The following is a 24,032-nucleotide window of genomic DNA, read 5'->3' as shown; positions in this document are numbered from 1 at the left end:
AGACAACCGATCCTACCGGCCATCATAGTCGCCGCTCAACCGGCCATCGTAGTTGTCGCCGCGCAATATTGCCCGTCGCTCGCGCGATTGCCGAGATCCATCCAATAGGCGGGAACGGTCCCGCATTCGGCGAGCGCGGCACCGATCGCGCGGCGGGCCGATGCCGTGTCGACACAGGTGATGACGATGTCGGCGCCATCCATACTAATGGCTTCAGGGGCGCGGCCGTGCACTGCCTGCCAGGCCAGGCCGTGTGCGAGGTTGATCCGTTCGGTGAGCGTGCGGGCCTTGGAACTGCCGACGTCGCCCCGGTAATATGGCTGCCTGCCGAGATTGGCTTCGGTCACGATGTCGTCGTCAATCACGACGACATGCAGCGATCGCGAGGAGATCGCGCGCAGCGCGGTGTCGAGCGAGGCGAGTCCCATCAGCATCTGCCCGCCGTTTCCGCCGCAACCGACCAGCAGGATGTTGATCGTGCGATTATCGAACCCGGCGGGCAGATAATGACGATCCGTGAGGTCAGTCGGCATGACGGTCTCCTGAAAACGGGCTCCGTGGTAACGGCAGGAACATGCCGTCGGCGCAAAGGCGCGCGAGCATCGCCGGACCACAGGGATCGTCGAGCCGGCCGACGACGATCGCGATCTTCGTCGCATGGGCGTCATCGGCATCGTCGGTGGTGCTGAAGAAGGCGGGACCGACCCCGTGGCTGTGAAAATCGCAGACAACATGCCAATCGGGCTGCGGAATCGGCGTGCGATAGACGAGGCGCGAGGGTGTGGCTTCGTCGATGACAGGAAGGTCCACCGCGAATTCCCGGGTCGCTTCGTTCCAGAGGACGAACGCCGCGGCTTCATTGGGCAAGGCTGCGCGAAAATGATCGAGAATATGATCGAGATGCTCGCGTGGAATGAGCCCGCAGCGCAGTTCGGCGCGACAGGCGCCCGTGCTGCCATAGGGCATATGGAGGGAAAGCGGCGGCGTGATCGGGAAATCCAGTTCCAGCCAGGGCCGGCGCAGGATGAGCATGACGCCGTCTATCCCGATCGCAAGGCCGCGTCCGGCGCGGGCGGCGCGCAGCATAGCGAGGGCGGGCGAGCGTCCCTGTGGCGGGACCGGATAACAGGGCACGGCGGCAAGGACCGCGGCCGCAGTGGGATCGTCAGCAAGCACGGTCATTGGTTCGCCCCTCTCGCAAGGAGCTTTCCGAGAGTCATCTGATCGGTCCGGGTTGCTCGCCGGGAGGCCTGTCGTGTCCGACCGGGATCGAATGGCCTGAGACGCCTGACCGGAAAGCGCTTCGCCTTGCGCGCGGCGAGGTCGTCCCAGAGCCGAACCAGACCACCTTTGCCGGTGATGGTCAGTTCCTGTCCGGGATTGGGGTGGGTGGACCAGCTATCGAACACCCCGCGCTCGAATTCCGGGATGGAGGCTGTCGTCAGCGTTTTTGGCTTCGGAATGTTGCCCCAGCAAAGTTGCCCGTCGAGATAGACATTGAGCACCGGCGAGTGCAGCACCGGGGTATCGATGCCGGGGCGTTCGTTTGCCGGCAAGGCGTAAACGCCGAACCCCGATCGGGTCGCGATGAACAGATGCGGCGGATACGGGACCGGCATAGTGGTTCGCGCGGCGAGCACCTGCAGGCCGGCGGGCGGATCCGTGAGAGCGAAATAGGCCGGGCGAACCTGGGTCGGGATCCACCATGCGAGCATGTCGGGATGAGCGACCAGCACATTGTCAGGCAGGAATTCGGGAAGAACGGTCCGGCCCAGGGCCTCGGTCCATTGACGCAGATGCGCGCGCGACAGCGATGTGCCCGCGCCGATGATCGGCTTTCCCTCATCGTCATGCTCGATCGCATGGATGCTGGCGAATGCGGCGGCGCCCGCGCGAGCGGTGGCATAGGGACTGGCGTTGCGGATCGGCTGGCTGCGGTAAAGGAGAATGGCGTTGGTCAGCGCGAGGCCGCCGGCGGTCGCTTCGAACTGGGTGCGGTGGTCGGACATAAGGAACCTCAAAGGTTGGCTGGATCGAGCTGGATCAGGTCCTGCGCGGCGAGCAGGAACCGCGCGCCGACACGCAAGGACGCGAACCAGTCGTCGATCGGGACTGAATCTGGCAAAGGGCAGAAGCCGGCGATGTCCATGAAGCCGTATTCCATCCCGTGGCGTCCGACGTCATCGACCTCGCGTGCGAACTGCTCGACCGGAACGAGCGTCAGCGGGGGCAATGTCGAGCATTCCTCGATGCCGGGGAGATACTCTTGGGCAATCTCGATATCGAATTGCCAGGCGCTGCGCTCCGGTCGGAGTTTCCCGAGAGCGGCGTACGCCTTGCGGAGTTCCTCCAGTTTCCGGTGTAAGCCGTTCGGAAGTTCCGCCGATGCCCCCGCGTTTGCCGCGATCATCCAATCGGGCCGGCGAGACTCCATGTTGGATGGCAGAGTGAGTTCCTCGATATCGTCAGGATCCATGCCCTGATATTCGACGATCCACTGCCGCGCGGTTTCATCATCGGTCGCGCCGTCCCAATAGTACATAGAGATTTCATCGAAGAGGTCCTGGTAGCCGAAGATCGGAAGGGCGCGGCCCAGCATATCGTCGAGGGCCTTGTAGGCTGCGGCGCGCCAGGGAATGGGCGCATCGCTGTCTTCGATCCATCCGAGGTCGAGTTGCCCCATGCTGTCGCAGATCACCGCGATAGCCGGCGGATAACCTTCGTTCCCGTGAAGAACCGCGACCCTGAAGTCCGCGAATTCGACGGAGCCCAGAATGTCGAGCACCGCCTTGTCGAACAGTCGTTCGATGCGCTGGCGCGCCTGGTCGCGAGTATAGCGTTTAGCCGTCGTTTCCCGAGACGTGGCCCAGCGGCCTATCAGCTTGTGATGGGACGCCAGTGGAGCATCGAAGAGGGCGGGAATGTCGCCGGACAGTGCAACGGCCCGCCCCGCGAGGTCAGCCAAGGGGTGGAAGGCGCAGGCCCGGTGGCGGCGGGAGCGGCCTGGGAGCCTTGCTCCCGCCGTCCCCGGACGCGAGAAGGATGCACGCGTGGAGCGCCTGGGTTTGCTCGCTGCAGATTGGCTGGGTGAATTCGGATGTGTCGCCATTGCCGGGCTCGATCCATTCGATGAGCGTTTTACGAACTGCGGACGGGATCGCCGCGCTGCTGCCGCGCGCCACGGTCAGCCCTTGGTGCCGACGGCGCGCCGGTATTCGGTGACGTGAGCGCCGCCCGACACGCCGGCGTCGACCATCTCGGCGTTGAGAACCGCGGGGTAGAGCGTGGCATGGTAGGCACGCAGACCGTCGGGATCGTTGGCGAGATGCGGCGGAACCGGAAGGTCGATGCCGTCATAGCGGTACGCGCGGGTGAGATGGTTGATCTGCATGAGGTAAAACTCCCGGCTTGGGTCGTGGCGAGATTTGAGCGGAGTCCGGTCAGAACAAGGTGGCGGGTTGGTCCGGTTTGGCGTCGACCGGCGGGGTGACCGCGTGCTGGAGCTTCGGAGGACTCACAGGCACCGTCGTCTTTGCTGTCGCGGCCTTCGTGGCGGCCTTGGCCTTCGCGGCCTCCGCTGCGGCGATCCTTGCGTCCTCGGCCGCCTGGCGCTGATCGGCGATCTGGTCGGCAAGGGTCTTGCGCGTAGCGATGAGCTGGCCGAGTGCGCCGTCCGATCCACGGCCAAGTTCCGCATCGATCTCCACGGCGGTTGCGGTGATCGAGATCGGGCGGGTCTCGCCGGATTCGAGACCGTGCTTCGCGCCTTCCGCCTTGCGGGGAATGACGGTCAGCGTGACGGTATCGTCGGGGCCGGCGACAAGATCGAAACCGAGCGAATAGTTGGCGAGAAGCGGCAGCAGGTTGGCAATCAACATGGGCGTTGGTCCTTGTCTGGAAGGGTGAGGGTGTCGGTCAGGCGGCGATTTGCGAGATGGGAGCGTCGGCCGGCTGGGCAGCACGATCCGGGGGCGGTCCATAGGCGCCATCGAGCGTCATGCAGCCCGGCAGACGTCCCGCCCAATCGAACCCGATGCGATTGAGCATGCTGGTGACAAGCTCGGTCTTTTTCGATGCGAGCAGCTTGGCGAACCGTTTCTCGCCGACATGCGCGATCAGGCCGCATTCCTGGGCGATGAACTTGAGCTCTTCCTTTGTGTAGCGCTCGAGAAAGGTCTGATCGACCTGCCACGTCTCGCGCAAGTCGACCTCGAACACTCTCGCAAGGTCCGCGACATGATCGAAGCTGAGCACATCCTTGGCGTAAGCGCCGCCGATGACGGCCAGCACATTGGCGGCCCGCGCATCGGCAAGCGCCCGGATTTCCGCGATCTTGCCCTTGAAGTCGAGGTCCGGGAACGAGGCGCCGACGAGGATGCCAGCGCGGGACGTCAGCGTGTCGGGCTTGATCTGCGAAAGCGTGCCCGACATCGCCGCCACAAGGATCGTGGTCCGGGCGTGGACAGCATTGCCCGCGAGCGCACGGGCAAGCGCGGTTCGCCATGTCGCCTCGCGAAGCTCGGCGGTTCGGGTCGCGATCGACCTGGCCGTGACGGTCGGCTTATGCGCCGTCGACGCGGCCGGCACGGTCTCGGCAGTGCGTGGCGGGGGAGGCTCGCGGTTTTCGACAGCACTGGATGATATGGCGCCGCGTTCCGGCTGCGGCTGGAGATCCATCGATGGCGCGGGTTCGACGGTGACATCGTCCTGCGCATCAGCGTCGGCATCATCGGCAGCAGGAGGCATCGCTCTCCTGGCCGCCTTCGCGGCGCGCTCCTTTTCCTCGAAACGGATCACCTCGGCGGCTTCGGTCTTGAGCTTGAAGCATCCCGGATTGGTGCAATGGCCATCATCGACATGGGTTTCGAAAAGGACTTGCTGCGCCGCCGAGTTGAACGGACAGGTGGCGCACTCGGTCTTGTCGAAACAGGCGCTCGCGAGGCTATGCGTGATGCGCATCAGTTCCTTGCGCGTATCGTTCACGTCAAGATTCAGGCGCAGGATCGTGTCGAGGGCCGTGTCCTGCTTGTCCTTGGGGATGACGGCGAGCAGTTCGGCGTGACCAACCTTGATCCGGCGCTCATCGAGGGCGGTCTTAGCGGCGTCGGTGAGTTCAGCGAGCGCCAGGCGGCGATCAAGCTTGGCGCGGGACCAGGCCAGTCGCCGTGCGGCCTCGGCGCGGTCGCCGTTGCATGCCGCGAGGTAGCGGACGGCGGCATCGGCCTGCTCGGTCTCCGACGGATCGTCACGGTCGTCATTCTCGGCGATCGCGGCATCGAGCGCTTCCTGGTCCGTCATCACGCGGATGATGACCGGCACTTCGCCGTCGAGCCCATAGACTTCCAGCCCTGCCCTGTACCGGCGCTCGCCGGCGACGATGGCATAGACGTCGTCCTTCGGCCGGAGCAATATGGGCTGGAGTATGCCGCGCTGCCGGATGGAAGCCACCATCTCCTCGTGCTTCTTCCGGTCGAAATACCGGCGGGGATTGTCGCCCTTCACGATACTGGCGAGCGGCAGCGTGGAGGGATAGCTCGGTTGTAGCGAGGTCAAGGCTCGTCTCCTGTGTGGATTGTAGCAGGCTCGCGTTCAGGGTTGGCTGGACGCCCATGCCGCTGCGCGTGTCGGAATGTGCGGGACGCGGCTGATCATCAGTCTGCATTCCGCAACCATCTCCCTCCCCCTTCCCCTCGCCCGGTAGAGGTCGTTCCAGTCATTGAAGCCCGGCGGTGGAGGCAGCGGCTCGATCGACCGGCCGTCTCGCGCATGCGCCTGTTTCGCCCGCGCCGCGCCGCGCCGACCGGAAAGGTCGTTGTCGTGAAGGAGGAAGAGGCGTTCGACCCGCTCAGGCACAGTGACCAGGGGGAAGCGGTCGGCACCAAGCGCGGCCCAGACAGGGATGCCGAGCAGCAAATGAGCGGACCAGGCGGTCTCCCAGCCCTCAGCCAGCCCCAGCACATCGGTGGCGGCCCCGAAACGGACGGTGCCACCGTGCGGGCGACCCAGCATCAGTTTGGGCGGATCGAGATCAGTGGCCGGCAATCCGGTCCGGGGGTCGAGGAACAGCCGTTCGAGTGCTATGACGCCGGTGTCGGCTTCAACGGCGGCGAGCAGCGCCGGACGGAAACGGACGTCGGCGCCCCGGCCGAGCGGCACATGATCATGGTAGCGCAGCGCCGGATGCGGCTCGTTGAAACCACGCGTCGCCATATAGACGCCCGCCGGCGTATCGGTAACGGCACGCGCTTCCTTCCAGAGCGAACGGATCCGGCCGGCCAACCGTCGCTCGCTGCCATCCGCGCGTGCGAATTCCGTTTCAGCATCGGCCGTCGGTATAGGGCGCCTGTCGCTGCGCAGCGCGCGAATGACATCGATCGTGGAACAGCCGGCAAAGCATTTGAACAATATGCTATGCTCGCCGACCCGGACCGAAAGGCTCGGGCGATGGTCGTCATGCGCCGGGCAACGGCACATCGCGCCCGATGGCTTCCATGTTCCACCGAGTGATTTGACGATGCTGGCGGCAGCGGCATGGAGACGAGGATCGGCGCTCGTGCGCGACAGGGCCATGGGAGGAACTCCAGCATAGGGAAAACTCCCTCGCCCCACTCCTCCTTCTCTTCAGGCCGCGGCCGACGCTCGCTGCCAATGTGATCTCAGGTCGGATCAACGGGCAGCGCGTCCCCGTTTCACCGGCGCAGTGCTGCACGCTACGCTGGCCTATTTGCTGACCACTGATACCGACGCTGAACTTCTACCGTCGGAACCGCCGGACGCCGTCTATCGCAATGCAGAACGGGACTTCCTGCCGGGTCCCGTCTGGAACGTCGCCGCATTTGCGGGCGCAGTCGTGACAGGTTTGCGCATATCCGGACAGCAAGGTCTGGAAACACGCATCCATCTTATCCCGCCCGGCGGCGGTCAGCTGGACATATATCCGGCGTTTATCGAAGGGATCAGGGAAGCGCTCGACTATGCCTTGCGCCTCCATCTCGCCAAGGCATCGCCGACCGGTCATCTCCGATGCTTTCGACGCGAGGCAGAAGCTGGTCAGAGAAGTCTTCAATCCCTGGCTGTCGCGCCAGTAGAGATCGAGCAACATTTCGCATCCTGGGTCGGCGCAGAGAGAGCCGAACATGGTGGCCGACGCCGCTCTTGCGCTAATGATCGACCTGCATAGAGGTGCGAAAACAGCCGGACGGCCTGTGTCGTCCAGCATGGGGTCAATTCGGGCATCGTGTCGCATGGGCATTTGCTCTCCATCCCATTTGGGTAGCATCATGGCGAACCGTGCCGATGCCCCAACGTCTGGTTGCCCCCCGCTATCCTGAACAAAGTAGTCCAACAGGCATGATGCTCGAATCCTCCTGTCCGGCAAGGTGCCTTTTGGAGGGGAATTTCGATACCGAATTGGTTAACATTGCGGGATATTCCCACATTGCCTGCCCAGCATCGACGCGCGGGCAACTGGCGGATCGTGAAGCGAACGCGAAGCCAAAGTCGACACATTAGCGTGCGGTCTGCGCCTGAAAGGCAAGAAGCGTGAGGAACCCATCCAGCAGCATTACCGTGGCACATTTCGTGGCACATTTAGGGTAATGGAGGGGAGTGGAGGGCAATTGGCGCACCGCAAATCAAGGGCTTGCTTCCCCTGCGTTACCCTGTATTACCCCGAAGGCCCGGTTCGATTCCCGTAGGGGTCACCATGGCTCCCCATTCCGGGGGTTTTGTGTGCTTTTCAGACACTTGTTGGTTCCGGCCGCAAATCACGTTCTTCGCGCCGCCCCAGACATCCGCCATCCATCTGAAATAAAACGACTTTCCTGGTCGCTTTGGTTCGAGTCCTGTACGGTGCTCGGCACCCTCGCCATCTCCCCCACCTCGTCGTATGCGGTCAGTCCCTTCTCCGACCCTGCAAGCCAGGCTCGCCCTCCGAAGGCAACTGACGCCGCTTGCGCTAGCTCAAGTCCGATCTTGGGGATCACCTTCATCACCTCTTGTTCGAACACCGCTTTCAAATGCTATTTCGCGGCTATTCGCTTCCATGTAAGTGATGTGCACAACCACCAAGCGCTTTACAACAGTTATGGCAATGAAGTGCCGCTTCGGCGTAAATTAGTACAAATTGGCGCAAAATGAACAAAGTGGAATTACAGTTCCACGTTACTTCGATTTTCCTCATCTAGGCCAACTCCGGGTGCTACGCGGTGACGCCATAATAATTTGGGCACATAGGGTTGTCCAATGAACGCTGGAGTTCCTCAAGCTTGCTCCCGGCGTGGTGAGTGCAGACAGGTCAGCGAGGCAGGTCCGCCCCGGCTGCCATTGTGAGAAGTACCTGCGTCGCGGCTCATTTGCTCTCCGGTAAAGATCCGGACCGCAGGACGAGTGGACGGCACCGATCACCAGAAGACCGGTGACCCGTTCGCCGCGACGTTCACCGGGATGAAGACGCCTGTCGCCATATCTATACGGCCAACGACCCACCAGCTTGCGGGCGATGGAGCGTTGAATTCCAGGACGAGCGGATCGATCAAGTCGTCCGGATGGAACTCGATCCGAACCTCCAGGGTGCCGGGCACGAGCGCCCCGGTCTCATGGAAGTCATGCACGGCTATCGCATAGGCATCGGTACTGGGCAAAATCGTCGCGCGCTCGCGGGCCGGACCGATCAAGCTGTCACCGTGGAGTTCCACGTACTCGCCGGTCAGTTCACGATGGCTGACGTGCTCTCCAGGTCGGCGCCTGACCAGGTGGAGGTCGAGGTCAACCGGTTCGTTCCACTCAAGCGTCACGGTCACCGGACCCCAAAGCGGGCGGTCAGCGCGCGGGCCGCCGACCGCCTTGGCGACCGCGTGCCGGAAGTCGCGGACCATCCACCCGCGACCAGGATATGTCCGGGGGAACACCTGCGTCCGATCGGCGTCGGCAGGGCCGAGTTTTGCGGCGACGCGCTCGCGCACTCCTTCAGTGGCGATCGGGCCGTAGTTCGCGAGCAGGACTGTGGCGTTTCGGCAGACCTGCGCGTAGTCCATCAACGCACCCGCGAACTCCCGGGTCTTCCATCCGAGATGCTGCTTCGCCTCCACTGCCAGCAAGTCTCGGGAGGCATCCTTGGGGTCTGTCGCCGGCGCCTCGCGTATTCGGTAGTCCGGCTGGATTCCCGTGGTACGGTGACCGCTGAGAAGCCCGGTGAATGGAGTCCTCAGCTCCGTCCACCAAAGCAGGACGCGCGGATCTACCGGGTGGAAGAGAGTGGCGAGGTGCGCACCACCGAACGGGAATCCCAATCGCCCATCCACGAGGTGGAAGCGGAACTGCCAGCCCTGGATCTTGAGGGCACTGTGCATCTGGGTGCCCAGCCAGACCGCGTAAACCGCGTTGCGCTCCTTCCAAACCGGCATGTCGAGGAAATCGATCAACTGCCTGCGCCGCTCGAAGCGTTGCGAGACCGCCGTTTCCTCCGGCAACAGCTTGCGCAGATCCCCCAGCATCAGATCCAGCGCGTCGACCGTGATGCCGCTCCTCGTCGCGTTGAGGTCGGCGATGCGACGGGCAATCCATTCCGCCGCGCGGACGGACCAACCGTCGCTCTCCACGAACGAGAGATCGCGGGAGCTCATCCCAGTCGCGTCCGGCTCCGGAAAGATGTCGGGCTGGCGATGGCGAGCCAGAGCCGTCGGGTCCGGCCCATGCCGCGAGAATGCATCGAGCACGAGGTTGAAGACTGCGATCACCCGGGCGACCTCGGGCGCGTATGGCGGACCAAAGCCGTCGAGGAGTCCGTCGGGGAACCTGCGGTAGACGCCGCCCGCAGCGTGGTCGCCCACCCAATCTTCGAGCGAAGGCGGCCCTGGTGGCGGCGCGGCGTCGTGCGATATTGCACCCCTGTCGCCCGCCCGAACAAGATCCCACAACAGCCCGCCGCTGAGCTCGATGACCGGGACGTCCACGAGTTGCTCGGAAATAATCTCCGCAGCCTTCCTGAACTGGTTGAAGATGTCGTCATCGCGGAACTGGAACATGACGGGGAGGCTCGCTTCGCTGCCGGTAGCGCCGGCCTCGGTCAGCATGGCGAAGATGTCCGCCTTCATCTGAGAGAACGGTGCGACGACCTCGAAGAAGGCCCGCAGCAGCGCTTCCGCCGAAAGGTCACTGCGGGCGAGCAACGGACCGAGCGCCGCGCTTTCGGGCTCTAACGGAAAGAGCCTCTGCCGCAGTTCATGGATCAATTCCTGATCGTAGCGACCGGCGGCGCGGCCGTGACGGCCGGTTAGTCCCGCCTTTTCAATCAGTGCCGGCCAGAGCTCGGTCGCCGTCTCGGCGATCTCGATCGCGTGATCGGCTCGCCGCGTGTCCCTCCGAAATACGTCCGCGAGCCGCATCGACCGTCCCCTCGCTTGATCCTCACAACGTCGACCACTCCGATCATGCCACCGTCGTGGATGCTACCCGGATACTTCCGCGGCATCCGTTCGGAGGCCTTCTGCGCCGGCATGTAGATAACAAGGGCTACTTAGAAAGCCTTGCTCAGCGGAATGGCATCGGCGGGCAAGCGGGCAGCGTAGCCCGGGATCAGCCAGGCTACATCATGCACGATAGGCGCCTGCCCCATATCGCGGCGGCGTCCGCGGTTGCGAATATGCTCGTAAGCCATCAGCTGCTTGTTCCAATGCCGCTTGGAGACATATTCGAGCGCCGGCCAGAAGCCGGTCATCGAGTCATGCAATTCGGCGTCGGGCTTTGCCTCGGAATAGCCGCTGCCATCCTTGCCTAAAATGGTCGCCGCGTGCACTGGATCGATCAACAGCCCCTTCGCGGCAGCCTCCGAAATCATCCACTCGAGCGGATATTTCGACATGCCGCTCTCGGCCTCGGGATAGCCGCCGCCGACATCGCAGTGATCGCCCGGAAACCAGACCTGGCGCAGATCCTGTCCCGGTGCCGTGTCGAACAAATTGGTGCGGAAGAATGCCCGGCGCTCGTCGATCGCCACCGCGTGCCGAACATGGGCAATCGCATCATTCGTGCGCGTATGCGGGAAAGAAACCGGATTGTTGATCCAGCCAACCGAACTAACCGTATCCCACACCCCCATGAAATAGATCGGACAATCTCCGGTCGTAAGACTGACCTTGAATTGCTTGGCCTTACGCATCGTCTCGTCGAAATGGCCTTCGCCATCGTTGGAGGGCCACATCATCTGAACGGCATAGGGGACCAGCGCCTCATTGCCCGCCATGGCAAGACCGTAGAGCCGGATCAGCGAAGCGAGTGCGCGGACGGTGTAGGCACCGCGGCTGAAGCCGAACAGGAACAGCCGGTCGCCGGGCCGCCAATGGTTCATGATGTAGATATAGGCGTCACGCAGATCGTCCTTGAGCCCATAGCCCAACGCCAGCCCCGCGGTACGCGCGCCCCATGAGCCCACCCGGGTCGTAAATCCAGGCGCCGCCATCGTGCCCAAGCCGGGATGATAATAGACCAATTGCTGCGCCGGGTCCTTGACCAGTACCTCGGTCAGCTTGGCGACATTGGTGGCGTCATTGGACGGCTGGTTCGACGTTCCGTCACAGCAGACGATGATATTGCGTGCCATGCTACCTCAGATCGATGGTGATCAGCTGACAAAGATCGGCGGGCTTCAAATCCTGGGTGTTGTGTAGCGTGCTTTCGGCCTTGAGTTCTTTCACGAGCGGCCCGCGCGGCACTTCGGTGGGGGCACCGCCCTTGCCGCCATGTTTGCCGGCCATGGTCGACATGATCGATTGCAGCCGGTCCGGTTTGCCCACCTCGCCGCGCTTTTTGAGGCGCTCCCACATACGCTTCGGCGTTGCATTAAGGCTACCATGATGGCCAACCTTGTAGAGATCGACGTCATCGAGCAGCGGCGCCATCGTACTTTGCAGTGCGTAGCTCCAATTTTCGAGCTGGGCGTCGCCGGGAAATAGCAGCTTTTTGCTGCCTGCCTCGAACAACAGGATCACGCTGGTGTTGTTCATCACCGAATCCAGCGCGGTGACAATCCCCAGCATCTGATCGGCCTCGGCCGCATTGACCCGCTCTGCGACCCAGCGCATTTCGGTCGGCAACCGTGATGCACGAAAGGTGTCACGGCCCTTTAGCTTGGGGAACAACATGCTCTTCTTGTCCGCCGCGACGGCATCCGTCGCTGCCAACGCGGCCAGCCCGCTCGCCTGGAACCAGTAGTCGTCCGACCGCTTCGCATAGGCCTTGATCGACGCCGACTGGTTGAGTGTCGGTGGCCCCAGCACATGCACCTTCACACCAGGCAGGATATCGGCAAGGTCGAGATCGCAGCCGTGGAAGACGTAGAGGTTATTCTTCCCGTCCTCCCCCGCCATCGTCATCAGGTTCTTCACAGCCGAGACATTGGAAATATTGTCCTCGCCGATGAAGCGGAGCCGATCGGCAAGCGGCCAGCGCGGATCGAAACCGCTTTCACGGTCCAGCCGATCCACCACTGATTGCGCAACTGCCTGCATCGCCGCCAGCGACTGGGTCCGGTCGGCAAAGGCTTTCGCGGTGCTCACATCCGGCGGCCCGGCCCACCCTTCGGGCGCTTGGGGTGCTTCGGTCCAGGGCTGGATGACACGCTTGGGATTCAGACCACGAATGACGTCGCCCGACCCTTTGCCGTTCGTCTTGGTGGCAAAGCCGCTGATATGATCCTTGTGCCGGTGCGTCGCGACCACGATGTCGAGCGCGCCGTCGCACTGCTGAGCGATATCGGCAGCAACCGCGTCCAATGTCACCTCGGTTTTGTCCGGCATGCCAGTACTGCCGAAGTCGATCAGGATATGCCGCGCCGCCAGATTGTCCGCAGGATCGTAAAGGAAAGTCAGCAGGAAACAGTCGCCAAAGCCCATTTGATAGGCGCGAATTTCTGCGGTGATGGGTGCCGGCATCGTCTCACCCCTCCATGCGTGCAAGATGGAGATTGGCGAACCGGTTGCGCCCGTCGTCGCTCCGGCTTCGCAGCTGCCCAGTGTCGCGCAAATATTCGAGCCGCTGGCGTTGTCGTGCCCCATCGAGCAGGCGATTGGCGATATGATATTTGACCCGGCCATATTGGTCGAACACCACCACCCCACCGCCAAGCAGATCGACACTTGAAGTTGTTGTGAACCCGTCCGGCAGCGGCTTAATCTTGCATATGCCGATAAGCTCTGCGCCGAAGAAATGGCCGAGCTGGACATATTGGCAGATCGTCTCACGGAACGGAATGCCGTCAGGGTCAATGCGCAGCGACGAGTCGATTGAGATCACCTCGGTATAGCCCCGCTCGGTAATCTCGAGCGCTTCCCGGTTTTCCCAGAGAAATCGGAAGCACTCGTTGCGATCGCGGGTCAGCGCCTCGGCGTTGCTCCGGGAATATTGCAGCGTCTCGGCAGCTGCGAAGCGTGGCCAGCACCCCTCCCCATCGGTCTCCTTGGGCGGCGAGATAATTCCGTAGCTGGCAAAGGCTTTGCGGATCAGGGCGCGATAACCAAAGCGGCTATCGTCGGGAACCAGCTCGCGATCGGCGGTGAGCAGCCCGGCCAGGAACTGGCAGAAATCCAGATCGGTCGGCGGGCAGTAATCAATCGCGCGGATCGCCATCTGCAGGAGCTGCGCCGCTGCCTTGGCGCCTTCGTCCACGACGGCAGAGAGGTTATAGTCGCCATTGTCGAATGTACCCAGCCGCGCGATGCGCGTCGTCCATAGTTCAACAAAGGCACTCGTCATCGCAGCTACGACAATCTCGCCGCGATTGTGGGGCTCGGCCATATCGGGGTCATCAAGGATATCGGCCCGCGGCGGCAGTTCGACCGATTGGCGCAACGATTGCCGCCCGCCGCCGGTCGCCATGCCGATCTCCGCCCCAATGCCCAACAGGATCGAGGTACGGATCGCCTCAATAGTCAGCTTGTCCGCTGCGATCAGCACCATCGGTTCGCCACTACTCGGCATTTTCCCGCTAAAACCGAGCCCAGCGGCAACTACTTCCGGCAACGAAAAGATCGAGAGGATCGCTACGATATCGGCAAACCCTTCGTGAAAGGCCGCCTGATCCGGTCCTGAAGGTTCGGTGTAACGCGTGCGCAGCCCATCGAGCACAGCATGGGTGGTTTCATGCGCGACAATATCATGGCTGAGCGAGGTGAAGATTGGTTTGCCTTCACCGTCGAAGAAATAGCCAAACATCAGCGAGCGGTCGGGTTCAGAATAGAATGCGTTGGCCAGCGCAAAAGCGTGCGGCGCGATATGCAGCTGGTGCCCGCCGGATGACCAATTCACCCGCCGCCCAAGCCCCCGCTCGAACAGCCCAAGCGTCCGCATCGCGATCGCGTAGCAATTCTGCGCATGGAAATTCGGGTCGGCGAGAGCCTTGGCCTGATATTTCAGATCAAGCAGCCCCTCGCCGTCCACAGGTGCGAAGGGATCGAGCAGCGTATTGCCGTCTTGATAGCTTTGGCGTGCGGCATAGGCACGTCGCTCGGTGGCGTTATAGTCGACGACCTTGATCCGGTATCCGGTCGGACCAGGTCCCAAAATCTCCGCCGGAACATCGACCTGCGCGAAGAGCATAGCGTCATCTAGGCCCACTCGCAGCCCAGGATCCTTGGCAACGATCGTAAGCTTTCGTACCGGCTGCAATGCGGTCATATTGCTGATCCCCCCGAACGAATTCAAGAATAACAGAAGCCCCTTCGCGTTGCGCGCCGTGACGCGTCCAGATCGACAACAATTTAGACAAATAAAAGAGTGAGCATCGTCGCGCCGCACCTTGCCACAAAGTCAACCAATTTAATGGCCGCTGCGGCCACGCCCGAACTGCCTTAATCGGCCCATCCCGCAGGATCCCTACTAAAGGTTCTACCAAGTTTCTTTTCAAGCCCGGGACGCCGAAGCATGAGCGTAAATTCGCCGAATTTTTCGAGCAGGGCAAGGTGTCTCCGCCCACGCGCTGGTCGGTCGATTTCGATCATGCGTTGGAGCGAAAAATCGCGCACGAAATGGACTTCGACCAAGTCTTGCTGATTTGGATCGGGCCTCGCATAAATTGCGCGTACGACCCCTTCGAGCGATACACGCCCCAACCGAGAGGCCATCAAATTGGATTGCCGATCGCCGAATCCTCGACAAGTGGATCGGCCTCCGTCCACAACGCATGCCGAACCGAGAGTGCAAGCGACTCTATGAGCCAACAAGGCCGATGAGCTGGGACTGACGTTCAAGCAGGCGGAAAAATGGGGGGCGATGGGAGTCGAGGGCGCTCCGTTGCCGCTCGAACAACTGGTGCCGCTGATCATTGTCGGCGTCGGCGAAACCGACAGCGCGACCTACCATATTCTCTTCGCTGGCGATCTTGCGGGTCGTCGTCAAAAAACTTGCAGCAGCTTTCCGGTCCGGCGCGAGCATTGCGATTATTCGGAAGCGCGCACTGTGCCCGCCACTGAAATGATAGCGATCAATATCGCCTGACAAGATTCGAACGGCGGGCAGTAGATCAGATTTGGTGAAAACATGCGTTGCGAGACTCGACCCATTACTGGCATGCTGACCACGGAGGGGGGACTACAATGAAGATTGTATTTGGCCTGTGGGCCGATGGTGGCGCTTGGCCAGATCATGGCGGCGATGCACCGGGATCCTTGGGGCAGCCGGTCGTTGGTCCGAACGGACTGGTCGACATCCTCGAAACATTATTGGGACTTGGCAGCCCGGCAACCGCACAGGTCGTGCGTATTGCCCATTTTCAATCCCGGCTTGAAAGCCTCAGCGGCACCTACTTCTGGTCGCGTTCGCTGGCTGTGGATTCCTGGTCAACCGCAAGGACGTTGCTCGCCTGGCGGGACGATTTGGTCGGACTTGGCTGGCGCGCCGGCTTGTCCTGGAAATCCCCGCGTCTTGCAGATTTGGCCGCAGCTTCAGCTGCGATGCCCGATTTACCGCGCGGATTGAACGACCGGATCGTCGCCGTCCTCGACGCACTCAATGCGCGCACCGCAGCTGCCATCGCCCATATCCGGATGATCGACGATCCAGCGCTCTGCCCCGCTGCGATTCGCCGCCTGGTCCATCGCTTGGCGGACCTAGGGACAATAGTTGAACATATCCAGCCGGTCCCTGCAGCGGCTGCGGGCACGGCTCTTGGCCAACTTCAGCGCTGGATGGTCGGCGATGAGGTGGACCTAGGAGCGGCGGACGAGAGCGTAACGCTGGCGACAAGCGCAAGTGCTTCGCTCGCTGCCGAAGTCCTTGGAGACTGGTTTGCCGGTCGCAACGGCGAGGCGATCGCGCTGGTCGCGCAGGACGGAGACACCGGCCTGCTCGATCATGGGCTAGGCGCTGCCGGCCAACCACGCGCTGGCCGAAGCAGGACTTCGGTCCATCGCGGATCGCTGCAATTGCTGCTCCTGGCGTTCAAGGCACACTGGGCGCCGTTCGATCCGCACGCGATTCTCGAAATCCTGGTTTTCCCTAATTCGCCGATTCCGCCACGCGCCGCGCGGCGGCTGGCTGCAGCGCTCGAAGCCGCCCCTGGCCGCGGTGGTGAGGAATGGCTGGCAGCCTGGCAGGCAATCGGCGACGCTGAGCGCGAACGTGCCGGAACCGATGCGGACGAAATCGCCAAGATCGAGCCCCGGCTGGCACGCTGGCGCACATGGACCGAACCCGACACGGCCAACCCGGAAACCGGGATGCCGATCGCCCAGGCGCTTCAGATCTGCGATCTCGTCAGCGCCTGGGCGGGAAGCAGGTACGGCATTGGCGAAGACCCACTCTACGGGGCGACCGCCACGCTCGCGCGCGAAGTGCGTGATGCCTTGGCAGCACTTGGCCGCGATCATTTACCTCGACTGCTCGTCGAGCGCATTATCGATCAGGCGCTCGATCTCGGGCAGGTCAATCCCGGCGCGGTCGCCGAAGCCGCAAACTGGCGCAGTGTCCAGCATCCGGGATCGGTATGGGCGCCTGTACCGACTCTCGTTTGGTGGAACTTCAGCGCGACGACCGAAGGCAGCGAGCGCGCGCCTTGGAGCGAGGCGGAGCGCGCCGAGCTTGCGGCCGCCGATTGCCCAGCGGACGCTATCAACCGCGCTGCCCAAGCAGCTAGCGCTGCCTGGGAGCGCGCGATCCTGAACGCGCGTGAACGCGTGCTGCTGGTAGCTGTGGGCCTCAACTGCGATGCCGAAGACAGCCTGCATCCGCTCGCCCACCGTCTCAAGCCAGCGCTCGACAAGCTGGCGATTCGTACCGACCTCGTAGCCGCGTTGCGGGCACCTGCACTTCTGCTGTCGGGTGTCGAACTCGCCAGGCAAGCCGCACCGCCGCGGCCACTCGCCTTGCCGCAGTTCGCCTGGACGACGCCGCCGGGATTTGCGGCCAAGCTTGCAGACCGCGCCCAATCCGCGACCTCGCTCGAAAACCTATTCTCATGCCAGCTGCTCTGGGCCCTGCGGCATGTCGCTGGTCTTCAGCCCGGCCGCGTCCGCTCTATCCCGGATGGAAACCAGCTGCTCGGCAATCTCGCGCACGCAATTGCCCGAGAGATATTTCAGCCTGGTCCACCGCCCGAGCCCGAAGCGGCGGCAACCGCGACACAGGCACTGCTCGAGGCGCGGATTGACCAGCTCGCCGCCCCGCTGCGCCATCCCGAGCTCGCTGACGCCCTCAATCTCGCCCGGCGACGACTGCCCGCCGCCATGGCCAGCCTTGCCCAATGCCTTGGCGAGAATGGACTGACCGTCGAAGCAACCGAACAGCAGGTAAGCGGTGAATTCGAAGCGCTGCTCGCGATGCGTGGCGCAGTCGATCTCGTTGCGCGCGATGCCAATAGCAATGCGGTCATCATCGATCTGAAATGGACGCGTAGCGAGAAATCGCGGATCGACGAACTGACCACCGGTCGCGCGGTGCAGTTAGCCACCTATGGCGCTTTGGTGTCGCCCGGCCAGCCCTATCGGGCTGGCTATTTCCTTCTAAACCAACGCCAGTTCGCAACGCTTGCCAGCAACGGCCTGATCGGCCGGGAAGTCGAGGGAAGTCGCGGCTTCCCTGCAACATGGCAAGCTATATTGGAAGGCTGGAAGATCTGGTCGCAGCATGCCGAAGCCGGGCAGCTTCTTGCAACCGGGGTCGATGGTGTCGCCGATCTGGTGCCGGCGGAAATTGCGATCACCCGCGATGTCCACTGCGAATGGTGTGACTATGCGACGCTTTGCCGCGTGCGGGGGCTGGCATGATGGAGACGAATGTGCAGAACAAGGTCGATACCGTCATCGCCAGCGCCGGTACTGGCAAGACCTATCGGCTAGTCGAAGCAATCGCGAACCAAGTGCTCGCGGGGACATTGCCGCACCGCATCCTAGCTACTACATTCACCAAAAAGGCGGCAGCCGAGCTCGCGGGCCGCATCCGTGCAAAGCTGATCGAGCTGGGACGACCAGATCTCGGCGCTGCCATGTTGTCCGCCCGCATCGGCACGGTCAACTCAGTGTGCGGCGCGCTCATCAATGAGTTTGCGTTCGAAATGGGCCGCCCGCCGGTGAGCGAGGTTCTTGCCGAAGACCGGCAGGCCGCGGTATTTGACCGGGCGGTTGGCGCGGTAATCGAGCAATGCGGCCCAGCAATCTCCGAGATTGCCGAGCGTTTTGGCATCCAGGCACGCGGCTATGCGTTGCCGGGACGCAGCGTGCGAGGTTGGCAGGACGAAGTCCGGCGTGCCGTCGATATGGCCCGCTCCAACGGGATCGCGCCTGAGAAGCTTGCCCATTGCGCGGCCCGCTCCACCGCCAGCCTGACCGGATTGCTGCCGGCCGCCGGTGCTGGCGAAACGGCGCAGAGCCTGGACGATGCACTCGCGACCGCATTGCAGGCGTGCATCGTCCAGGTAAACAATAACCGCGCCCTGCTCAAAGCCGGTACGTTGAACAAAGACGTACCCACCGTCGAAAAGGCGCAGCGAACCCTTGCCTCAGGCGAGCATATTGCTTGGCCCGACTGGGCGAAACTTGCCAAACTTGGCGCGACAAAAGCCGACGCAGCGTTGTTCACCGACGTGATCGCGGCAGCGGCGGCCCATCCACGCCATCTGGGTCTCCGAGCCGATATCGACGCCTATATCGGTCTGATCTTCGACTGCGCGATGCGGTGCATGACCGCCTATGCCGACTATAAAAAAGCCCGGGGCCTGCTCGACTTTGTTGACCAGGAAATGCTCGCACTGGAGATCATCCAGTCCCCGGACAATGCGGAGCGACTGCGCGAAATCATCGGTGCCGTGTTTGTCGATGAATTCCAGGATTCAAGCCCGATCCAGATTGCAATCTTTACGGCACTGTCGCAAATCGCCGGCGGCAATTTGTGGGTCGGGGATCCCAAGCAATCGATCTACGGCTTCCGCGATGCCGACCCCGCGCTTACCAATGCTGCCTCGGCGGCGATTACGACAGCGACCGGCGGCAAGACCGACTATCTGCGGCGGTCCTGGCGCACGCGCCCGCAGCTCGCCGATTTCGTCAACGCCGCAATTACCCCCAATATGCTGCGCGCCGGTATGACGATCGATGAAGTCGCCTTTGATGGCTGCGCGCGCTCAGAGCCGGAGGGCATGCCGGCGGCATTGTCATCATGGGCGATGACCGGAAAGAACAAAGGAGAGCGCACCGCGATGCTGGCCGGCCGCATCGCTGGCTTGCTGGCAGAGCCTGACGCATGGCCGGTCAGCAACAAGGACGGAAGCCTGCGAAATGCACGCGGTGGCGATATCGCCATATTGTGCCGCGGCAATGCGCAAGTCACCGAGCTGGCTGCAGCTGTGGCATTCTATGGAATCCGGGTCGCGGTGGAGCGCCCCGGTCTGCTCGATCGGCCCGAGACCGAATTTGTGCTGGCCGCGCTGCGCTGGGTGGCAGATCCCAGCGATACGCTTGCTTTGGCTGAGCTGGCACGCCTCGCGGGCGACGATGACAACTGGCTCGCGGCGGTTTTTGAAGCTGAGGCGGAAGCGATTTTGCGCGGGGGGCTTCCCTTCGCCGCAGCGCTGGTTGCGATCCGCGAACGCGCGGCCCAGCTGACCCCGGCTGAAACCTTCGATGCGATCCTCCACGCCGATACCGTGCTGGAAAGCATCACTCGATGGGGCGACGCGGAACAGCGGTTGCAGAACCTCGAAGCGCTGCGTGATATGATTGCACTATACCAGGATGAACAGCATGCGGAGCGGCAAGCCGCCACGCTTGTCGGCGCTTGCGAGTGGATCGCCGCGCGCAAGGACGCCCGTCAGCCTGAGAGCCGGCACCCCGACGCCGTCAACATCCTCACTTACCATGGTGCCAAGGGCCTGGAGTGGCCGATCGTGGTTCTGACCGAGCTCGACGCCGCGGCCAAGGGATCGCCGTTCGGCCTCAGCGCCGAAGATGAAGCCCCGCCCGTCTGGAATGCGCCCCTTGCCCAGCGCGTGCTGCGCTTCTGGCCCTGGCCTTATGGCGAGCAGCAAAAGGATGTTGGGCTTGACGTGCTTGCGCCAGCATCCGAGCAGGGAATCGCCGCGCTGGCCGAAGAACGACTGGAGCGCAGCCGATTGCTCTATGTCGGCATGACCCGCGCACGCGACCACCTGGGGCTGGCTACCACCGGCGGTGCGCTCGCCTGGCTCAACGAACTCGTCGGCGATGATGGTGCGCCGCTGATCGCCATGACCGGTCCGGATGTGCAGGTCGGGACGGCGAGCTGTCCGCGCCGGGCCGAACCCGAGGCGCTCGCGCTTGCCGACCATGGCGTGGCGTCGGGGCAACTCTATTTGCGGGCGCCCGCAGCGGCCCAGGCGCATCCTCCCTTGCGCGTTCGCCCGAGCGATCAACATTTGGCCGAAGGCACGATTAAGATCGCGGCAACCGAGACGCTCGGCGCGCGCTTCGCGCTAGCCGGCGATCTGGACCTTCAGCGGCTTGGCGAAGCCATTCACCGCTTTCTCGCCGCCGACGATCCCGCAAGCGATATCGGTGCCCGGACAGCGCTCGCCAACGCGGTGCTGGCGCGCTGGGAGGTTCCGCAGGTGCGTGGCGTGGATTTGGTCGAGATCGCAGACAGGCTCGGTGCCTTTCTCACCAAACAATTTAGCGGTGCGCCGACGCACAGCGAGTGGCCGGTCCATGCCCTGCAAGGATTGCAGATCGTCGGCGGCCGGCTCGACCTGCTCGTCGATCTTGGCGATGGCTATGCGATCATCGATCATAAGAGCTTCCCGGGCTCGATCGGATTTGATGAAGACCGGTTGCGTGCCTTTGCAGGCCAAGTCGCGCTCTATGCGCGCGCGCTGGAGCAAGCGACGGGGAAAACCCGTTTCGAATATTGGATACACCAGCCGATTGCTGCGGTGATGACCCAGATCATCCTGCCGCAATGAAACAGGGCCGGGACGATATATCGGCCCGGCCCCATATCGTTGGAATTCGCGCCTGGTCAGGCAGCGTTACGCATCTGCGAAGCTGCACATCCAACGGGACATGCCGGATTGCCATGCAGCGGCATTGCCCCGAAGCTCCATCCTTCCGGGCGCAGCGCATTGAGAAACTGCTGCTGATCTGCAAGCGCGGAGCCCTCCGGTCCGAGTGCCCGTAACCAGCGAACGGTCAACAATAGCCCCGACAGCAAGGAAACAAAGGCTGCCGTCGGAATCGGTCCGGTAGGCGCGGCAGCTACTGGATGCAGACAGCCGGCACAGGCCTGGTCTGCCGCATGCGAAGATACCAGCACCGAAAAACCTTCGGTCGCGCCGACACCCAACCAATGCGGCATTTGCGCCTGTGCGGCCCAACGCGAGGGAATATCATCGACGCCGACCAGAACATGATCCGCCAGCGCCATGCCCGCCAGGTAGCGGACGGGGTCGGGCGACAGAACGATAGTGCCGGTAAGCCGTGCCAAATCAGCGACCTTATATTCGTTCAGGGCGCTGCGGCGCAGAAGCGCATTGCGGTTGAGGTTACTAAGTGCCGATCGGTCGTCGTCGAGTACCGTGCCCTTTCCAATGATCCCAGGAATCCGGCTCAGCGCAAACAAGGCTGCATTGGCGATCGCCCCACCGCTGATGATGTCGAAGTCCGGCAAGGCTGCGGCTTTCGGCGTACTGTCTGGTGCAAGCACGAAGGAGACAGTGCCAACCGGCGCATGCAGATCCTCAAAATAGGCAGGAAGTGCAGCATGGGGGGCCAGCTTGCGCATCGCGATCCGAAAGGCTTCCGAGGCAACCAGGACGCCCGCTGCCACCGCGCCAAGCGGCCATGCCCCACCTGACCAACCACCGGGCTGTTCGCCGAGCGACGCCGCCCAATCGGTCGCATTGATCGCAAGCGTCCGATCCATGTAGGGTAAGGGCTTCACCTGCCCGAATGTCACAGCAAGATCGGCGGTGAGCGGCGTACCGATCCGGATCGACCGTCCGGGCAGTAGATCATCGCCAGCATCGGCAAGGGCCCCCAGAAGCGGGCCTGGGTTCAACGACCGCTGCGCCCCAAGCATCGCCACTTCTTCAGCCGCAATCCAGACCTCATGCCCGGAGCGCGCCATGGTCAGCGCCGCGGTGACGAGGGCGGTTTGCCCGGAATGGGTGGCGAGCGCATCCGCGCCGGCATGGAGTAAGACACGCACCGAAGTCAGGGCATCGAGAAGCTGGGCGTCCTCGACGCCAGGATCTAGGTCGCTGCGCATCAGCAAAAGGGTGCGGGACAAAGCGTCAGACAAGGACATCAGGCTATCTCCAGATGATCAGAGATCGGAACTTCGCGCCAGCGTTGGTCTTCGTCGAAGCGGGCTAGAAACGCCTTTTCGAGACCGACCGGGCCAAGCGCGAAACGAGGAATGACGAGGCTGAGAAAGCCGGGTGTTGCCAGGATCGGGAAAGCATCGTCCGTAGCGGAGTGGTAGGCAGCACCGGGATGGGTATGGATCTGAACCCTGACCCCCTCTCCCGCTTCGGCCAGCGATGACCAGAACGCGGTCAGCCAGGCTTCGTCGAGGCGAAACCCGACTGCGCTCGCGCTATGGCGGGGATGCGCCACCCGGGTGATACACTCTGGGTCGGACCAAGGCCCGACCCAGAGTGCCTGGCATTCCCTTCGACCATCCCCGCAGGTCCGGAGATGATCGAAGGTTTCAGCGAGCAATTGCCCGCTCAGCCGGACCGGCACCTTAACCACCCTGCACTGCGCGGGGGCGGAGCTGGAGGTGCGCGCCCGGCTGGACGCCTTCCTGCGCGACCGTGTGCCCGGGTTCCAGGATCCGACCGGAGCCCGGATCGACCAGTACAAGACCACCGCCGGGATTGCCGAACAAAGGACGGGCCGCCTCGATCACCGCGGCAATCGTCTCTTGCGGCCTGACCCGGAGCGGGCGAACAACCCCGTTATAGTTGATTAGCACTTCAAACCCCTGGGGAACCGGTACGGGTCCGGCGATGAAGCGCTCGACGCCGGGTGCGGAGAGGTCGATGATATCCTCGCGCGCGACCGGAACATCAGTGCCGCCAAGCACATCGATATAGAGTATCTCGCCGGGATCGAGCTCGGCCAGCGCATAAAGCTCCTCGCCGCGGATATCTTTGCGCCCCCACAGCATGTCCTGCCCCTGCAGGAAGCCGCGAAACAGCGTGTCGGTCATGAAGGCGATGACGCGTTCGGCGCCATGCCCGCGCAGATCATAGGCTTCGCCGAGCCGGACATCCTCCATTGCACCGGTGGGAAGCAAGGCAATCAGCGCCCAATTCTCAACCGCGCGAATGCCGGCGATCTCAAGGATCTGGCGACCAACCGGTACCGGATCGGGCAATACCAGCGGACGAAAGTTCAGCCCATTCTCGCCGAACAGCAAGCGATAAGCCTCGCTGCGGCTGATTTCGATTCCATCATCGGGGCCGAGCTGGGCGGCGCCGTTCGTCTGTTCGTAGTCCATCTGCGCTGACGTGCTCCCCTGAAATGTGACCGCGAATGGGTAGAGTCCGACGCGAAGGAGTCGGACGGAAT

Annotated in this window: 19 protein-coding genes and 1 pseudogene; 4 read left to right on the top strand and 16 right to left on the bottom strand. The window is 62.9% G+C overall.

Annotated features, from left to right (window positions below; genetic code table 11):
• Positions 1–65: 65 nt before the first annotated feature.
• The 9 genes and pseudogenes from PYV00_RS21900 to PYV00_RS21860 all read right to left on the bottom strand — a co-directional run.
• A pseudogene (locus PYV00_RS21900) lies at positions 66–533 on the bottom strand (PRTRC system ThiF family protein); the annotation flags it as partial.
• Positions 523–1,182, bottom strand: coding sequence for a PRTRC system protein A (locus PYV00_RS21895; protein WP_021688194.1), 660 nt, complete (start codon positions 1,180–1,182; stop codon positions 523–525). The pseudogene PYV00_RS21900 and the gene PYV00_RS21895, both read right to left, overlap by 11 nt.
• The gene (locus PYV00_RS21890; RefSeq protein ID WP_021688195.1) at positions 1,179–2,009 is read right to left on the bottom strand and encodes a PRTRC system protein B; all 831 of its coding nucleotides are present in this window, start codon (positions 2,007–2,009) and stop codon (positions 1,179–1,181) included. The genes PYV00_RS21895 and PYV00_RS21890 overlap by 4 nt, the downstream gene beginning before the upstream one ends.
• An 8-nt stretch (positions 2,010–2,017) precedes the next feature.
• Positions 2,018–2,965, bottom strand: coding sequence for a hypothetical protein (locus PYV00_RS21885; RefSeq protein ID WP_021688196.1), 948 nt, complete (start codon positions 2,963–2,965; stop codon positions 2,018–2,020).
• Positions 2,966–3,184: 219 nt separating this feature from the next.
• Positions 3,185–3,391 carry a PRTRC system protein C gene (locus tag PYV00_RS21880; protein ID WP_013846912.1) on the bottom strand — a complete coding sequence of 69 codons (207 nt, stop codon included), beginning with the start codon at positions 3,389–3,391 and terminating at the stop codon, positions 3,185–3,187.
• A 49-nt stretch (positions 3,392–3,440) separates the two neighbouring features.
• Positions 3,441–3,878, bottom strand: a complete 438-nt coding sequence (locus PYV00_RS21875) for a PRTRC system protein E (protein WP_013846913.1) — start codon at positions 3,876–3,878, stop codon at positions 3,441–3,443.
• Between the two features lie 37 nt (positions 3,879–3,915).
• Positions 3,916–5,553 carry a PRTRC system ParB family protein gene (locus tag PYV00_RS21870; RefSeq protein WP_021688197.1) on the bottom strand — a complete coding sequence of 546 codons (1,638 nt, stop codon included), beginning with the start codon at positions 5,551–5,553 and terminating at the stop codon, positions 3,916–3,918.
• A 36-nt stretch (positions 5,554–5,589) separates the two neighbouring features.
• The gene (locus PYV00_RS21865; RefSeq protein ID WP_021688198.1) at positions 5,590–6,570 is read right to left on the bottom strand and encodes a DUF7146 domain-containing protein; all 981 of its coding nucleotides are present in this window, start codon (positions 6,568–6,570) and stop codon (positions 5,590–5,592) included.
• A 184-nt stretch (positions 6,571–6,754) separates the two neighbouring features.
• A complete protein-coding gene (locus PYV00_RS21860; protein ID WP_021688199.1) occupies positions 6,755–7,102 on the bottom strand; it encodes a hypothetical protein in 348 nt (115 codons plus the stop codon).
• Between the two features lie 644 nt (positions 7,103–7,746).
• Here PYV00_RS21860 and PYV00_RS21855 point away from each other — a divergent pair.
• The gene (locus tag PYV00_RS21855) at positions 7,747–8,139 is read left to right on the top strand and encodes a hypothetical protein (protein ID WP_275230457.1); all 393 of its coding nucleotides are present in this window, start codon (positions 7,747–7,749) and stop codon (positions 8,137–8,139) included.
• 263 nt (positions 8,140–8,402) lie between these two features.
• Here PYV00_RS21855 and PYV00_RS21850 read toward each other — a convergent pair whose 3' ends face one another.
• From PYV00_RS21850 to PYV00_RS21835, 4 genes are all read right to left on the bottom strand, one after another.
• A complete protein-coding gene (locus PYV00_RS21850) occupies positions 8,403–10,385 on the bottom strand; it encodes a hypothetical protein (RefSeq protein WP_275230456.1) in 1,983 nt (660 codons plus the stop codon).
• Between the two features lie 131 nt (positions 10,386–10,516).
• The gene (locus PYV00_RS21845) at positions 10,517–11,599 is read right to left on the bottom strand and encodes a DUF2235 domain-containing protein (RefSeq protein WP_275230455.1); all 1,083 of its coding nucleotides are present in this window, start codon (positions 11,597–11,599) and stop codon (positions 10,517–10,519) included.
• Position 11,600: 1 nt separating this feature from the next.
• Positions 11,601–12,929 carry a hypothetical protein gene (locus tag PYV00_RS21840; protein ID WP_275230454.1) on the bottom strand — a complete coding sequence of 443 codons (1,329 nt, stop codon included), beginning with the start codon at positions 12,927–12,929 and terminating at the stop codon, positions 11,601–11,603.
• A gap of 4 nt (positions 12,930–12,933) precedes the next feature.
• Positions 12,934–14,670 carry a hypothetical protein gene (locus PYV00_RS21835; protein ID WP_275230453.1) on the bottom strand — a complete coding sequence of 579 codons (1,737 nt, stop codon included), beginning with the start codon at positions 14,668–14,670 and terminating at the stop codon, positions 12,934–12,936.
• Positions 14,671–15,285: 615 nt separating this feature from the next.
• Between PYV00_RS21835 and PYV00_RS21830 the strand changes: the two genes are divergently transcribed.
• From PYV00_RS21830 to PYV00_RS21820, 3 genes are all read left to right on the top strand, one after another.
• The gene (locus PYV00_RS21830) at positions 15,286–15,489 is read left to right on the top strand and encodes a hypothetical protein (protein ID WP_275230452.1); all 204 of its coding nucleotides are present in this window, start codon (positions 15,286–15,288) and stop codon (positions 15,487–15,489) included.
• Positions 15,490–15,587: 98 nt separating this feature from the next.
• Positions 15,588–18,254, top strand: coding sequence for a PD-(D/E)XK nuclease family protein (locus PYV00_RS21825; RefSeq protein WP_275230451.1), 2,667 nt, complete (start codon positions 15,588–15,590; stop codon positions 18,252–18,254).
• Positions 18,251–21,418 carry a UvrD-helicase domain-containing protein gene (locus PYV00_RS21820; RefSeq protein WP_275230450.1) on the top strand — a complete coding sequence of 1,056 codons (3,168 nt, stop codon included), beginning with the start codon at positions 18,251–18,253 and terminating at the stop codon, positions 21,416–21,418. Before PYV00_RS21825 ends, PYV00_RS21820 begins: the two co-directional genes overlap by 4 nt.
• Positions 21,419–21,474: 56 nt before the next feature.
• Here PYV00_RS21820 and PYV00_RS21815 read toward each other — a convergent pair whose 3' ends face one another.
• From PYV00_RS21815 to PYV00_RS21805, 3 genes are read right to left on the bottom strand one after another with little or no spacing between them, the layout of a single operon-like run.
• A complete protein-coding gene (locus PYV00_RS21815; protein WP_275230449.1) occupies positions 21,475–22,761 on the bottom strand; it encodes a hypothetical protein in 1,287 nt (428 codons plus the stop codon).
• Positions 22,761–23,201, bottom strand: coding sequence for a hypothetical protein (locus tag PYV00_RS21810; protein ID WP_275230447.1), 441 nt, complete (start codon positions 23,199–23,201; stop codon positions 22,761–22,763). The genes PYV00_RS21815 and PYV00_RS21810 overlap by 1 nt, the downstream gene beginning before the upstream one ends.
• 1 nt (position 23,202) lies before the next feature.
• The gene (locus PYV00_RS21805; protein ID WP_275230446.1) at positions 23,203–23,961 is read right to left on the bottom strand and encodes a multiubiquitin domain-containing protein; all 759 of its coding nucleotides are present in this window, start codon (positions 23,959–23,961) and stop codon (positions 23,203–23,205) included.
• Positions 23,962–24,032 lie beyond the last annotated feature (71 nt).

Origin of the sequence: Novosphingobium album (ex Liu et al. 2023), assembly GCF_029076845.1 — a bacterium.
Classification (GTDB): Bacteria; Pseudomonadota; Alphaproteobacteria; order Sphingomonadales; family Sphingomonadaceae; genus Novosphingobium.
This window is presented reverse-complemented; position numbering and strand designations above follow the sequence as displayed.